This is a genomic window from Streptomyces sp. SAS_270 (genome assembly GCF_052543295.1).
In genome coordinates, this window is the sequence record NZ_JBMNDS010000172.1 from 1 (window position 1) to 2,925 (window position 2,925).

Here is a 2,925-nt window from a genome sequence, read left to right on the forward strand (position 1 = left end):
CCCCGCTTGCACGATGGTTACCGGCCATCGCCCGGGCTTCGGGAGCGGCGGCGCGGTCGGCGTCCTCAGGCGGCGAGGAAGTCGGCCACCTGCTTGGTGAATGCCTTGGCGTGCTGGAAGAGGAAGGCGTGGCCGGCGTCGCCGTAGAGGAGGAGGGTGGCGTCGGCCAGGTGCTGGACGGCGACGTAGGACGCGTGGGCGGGGACCATCACATCGTGCAGGCCGTTGGCGTACAGGACGGGGTGCTTTATGGACTCGAGTTCGGCCTGTACCTCGTCGAAGGGGGCTGCCAGGAGCTGGCCGATCGCGGCGAGCATGCCCTGCGCCGCCGTCTCGGAGACCGCGGGACCGCCGGCGGCGAGCCGGGTCGCGACGTGGGCGAAGTGCTCGTGCCCTGAGGCGCGGGCCGCGTCCGTCTCGGGGTAGAACAGGAACAGCGTGTCCTCCAGGTCGGCGTCGGGCTTGGCCATGATGCCCAGGACCTTCTCGCTCGCCTCCGGCGCACCGGGCACCCAGCCGGTCGGGCCGCTGCCCGCCACGATGATCTTGCGCACCAGCTCCGGGCGCTGCGCGGTCAGGCGCTGGGCCACAAAACCGCCCAGTGACCAGCCGAGCAGGTCGGCCTGCGTGAGACCGAGGGCCTCGATGAACTCGGCGGCACCTTCGGCGAATCCGTCGAGCGAGTCGCGCGGGACGCCGGTGGTGTAGCCGACGCCGACGTTGTCGAAGACGATCACGTCGTGGTCGGTGGCCAGGTAGTCCAGGAACTCCGGGTCCCACCAGTCGATGGACGCCCGGAAACGCTGCAGCAGGACCAGCGGGACACCGCCCTGCGGACCCATGCGCCGGTAGGTGAAGGTCGCGGAGGGCCCCTCCACGGTGAGGTTCTCGGTCTTGTCTGCCAGATAGGTGCTCATGACGTCCTTCGTTTGTTGGCGGGTGCCCATCCGTTCTCGCGGGCCTGCTCACGCAGCACACGCAAGACATGCTGGGCCTGTGGGGCCACTGCTCTTGGCCGGCGCTCGACGAGGCGAGCCGGGGTTGTGGATCAGGCCGACGATCCGCTCGGATCGTTCGATCACCTTCTCGACCCTGGGATGACCCAGGCGACTTCCGGCTCGCTCCGATCACCTCGGAATCCACCGCGCCAAGCCGGAAACGATTGCATTATGGCCATAATATTAAGCAGAGGTGACCCGGGCGCACAAGGGGGCTCCCGTGGCGGGCGGAACCTATCGCCGGCCATGGGACCGCGTGCAGGCCAGCAGTGCAGGCGGTCCAGTGCGGCGGGGGCCAAGGGGTAACGGCCCCACCCCGGCCGCGAGAGCGCCGGAATCCGGGATTATTGAATTACGTTCACAATACAATATATTGGAGGAACCGCTGGAGGGCGAGCGGCCCCCCGGCGCGCAGAGGAGTGTGTGGAGTGCGATACAGGAAAGAGCACAAAGAGGCCACCAGGCAGAGGATCATCGAGACGGCGGGCCGCCGCTTCAAGGAGGACGGCATCGACGGCTCGGGCATCACGGCGCTCATGAAGGACGCCGGGCTGACCAACGGCGCCTTCTACACTCACTTCACGTCCAAGGACGACCTCGTGGCCACCACGATCGCCGACCAGCTGGAGGCCCAGAACGCGAGTATCGTCGCGCACGCGGAACCGGGCCGCGCCGGCCTCGAACAGATCGTGCGCTGGTACCTGTCCCCCTGGCACCGTGACAGCCGTGACGTCGGCTGCCCCTCCGCCGCCCTGCTCGACGAGATAGGGCGCTGCACACACCCGACCAAGCAGGCTTACACCGAGGGCGTACTGATGGTCGCCGACGGCATCGCCGCCCGCCTGGCGCCCAACGACCCGCTCTCGGTCCGCCCCATGGCACTCAGCTCGTACGCCATGATGGCCGGCACACTCCAGCTCTCACGGGCCCTCGCCGACCCGCAGCTCGCCGATCAAGTCCTCGATCAGGGCATCCACAACGCCCTCGCGCTACTGGGCATCGAGCCCGAAGGGGACACCAGGACGGCGCACTGACTGGCGTACACGGACACTGCGGAGGGCGCGCTGATGAGGCTTCGTGAAAATGGCTCCGGCCGCAGTTCCGTGACGAACCAGCACAGTTGTTGACCGTGGTGGCATCGGCTGTCAGTGGGGGCCAGCACAATGCCGCCATGAGCTATGACTTGGCCGTATGGGACGGTCCGAGCCCTGCTGACGATGCAGCGGCGCTTGAGGTCTTCGAGGGCCTGTACGACAGATTCACGAGAGGCGAGGGCCAGTCGCCGACCCCTCGTATCAGGCAGTACGTCGAAGGGCTGGCGGCCCGGTGGCCTGACCTGGGTGACGACGACGCGGACGAGGACGCGAGCCCTTGGTCGGACGGCCCCTTGATCAACAACGTGAGTGGCCCGCTCTTCTATTTCGGCATGGTCTTCAGCAAGTACCAGGAGGCCGCCGAGTTCGCCGCTGACCTGGCCCGGTCCTCCGGCCTGGTCTGCTTCGATCCACAAGATCGGCGTTTGATCACCTGAGTCTTCGCTATGCCCCGATCACGGCTGGGTGAGGATGCAGGTGCGGAGGAGTGCGAACGAGGCCCTGCCGTACATGGCTCGCTTGATGGTTATCAATCCTATTTACGCGGCCTTCGACGGCTCCGGAACTCCAGGGCAGGGTGAGTCCGGCGGTGACGGCGTCGAGGTCCTGCCGGAGGAAGCCGGCGAAGCCCTTCATGGGCTTCGGTGCGTGCTGCTCGGCCTGTCGGATCCAATCCAGCAGAAGGTATCCGCGCTGGTGGCGGACCAGGTCTGCGAAGGCGAGGGCGAGGTCTCAGTAGCTGTTGTCGTTCCGATCTTGAGGCTGGTAGATCGAACGGGAGTCCCGATCAGGTGATCGTGGAGTGCTGGGCGCATACAAGTAGGGCCTCCTGA

The 2,925-nt window shown here is 66.9% G+C and carries 4 protein-coding genes; 3 read left to right on the top strand and 1 reads right to left on the bottom strand.

The window, feature by feature from the left end; all coding sequences use genetic code 11:
- Window positions 1–65: 65 nt before the first annotated feature.
- A complete protein-coding gene (locus tag ACN6LB_RS45675) occupies window positions 66–917 on the bottom strand; it encodes an alpha/beta fold hydrolase (protein ID WP_445031077.1) in 852 nt (283 codons plus the stop codon).
- A gap of 509 nt (window positions 918–1,426) precedes the next feature.
- Between ACN6LB_RS45675 and ACN6LB_RS45680 the strand changes: the two genes are divergently transcribed.
- The 3 genes from ACN6LB_RS45680 to ACN6LB_RS45690 all read left to right on the top strand — a co-directional run bounded on the left by ACN6LB_RS45680 (window position 1,427) and on the right by ACN6LB_RS45690 (window position 2,887).
- On the top strand, window positions 1,427–2,032 hold the full coding sequence (locus ACN6LB_RS45680; protein ID WP_445031078.1) for a TetR/AcrR family transcriptional regulator: 606 nt from the start codon (window positions 1,427–1,429) through the stop codon (window positions 2,030–2,032).
- Window positions 2,033–2,169: 137 nt separating this feature from the next.
- Window positions 2,170–2,529: a hypothetical protein gene (locus tag ACN6LB_RS45685; RefSeq protein WP_445031079.1), complete on the top strand. Its 360-nt coding sequence runs from the start codon at window positions 2,170–2,172 to the stop codon at window positions 2,527–2,529.
- 28 nt (window positions 2,530–2,557) lie between these two features.
- Window positions 2,558–2,887: a hypothetical protein gene (locus ACN6LB_RS45690; RefSeq protein ID WP_445031080.1), complete on the top strand. Its 330-nt coding sequence runs from the start codon at window positions 2,558–2,560 to the stop codon at window positions 2,885–2,887.
- Window positions 2,888–2,925 lie beyond the last annotated feature (38 nt).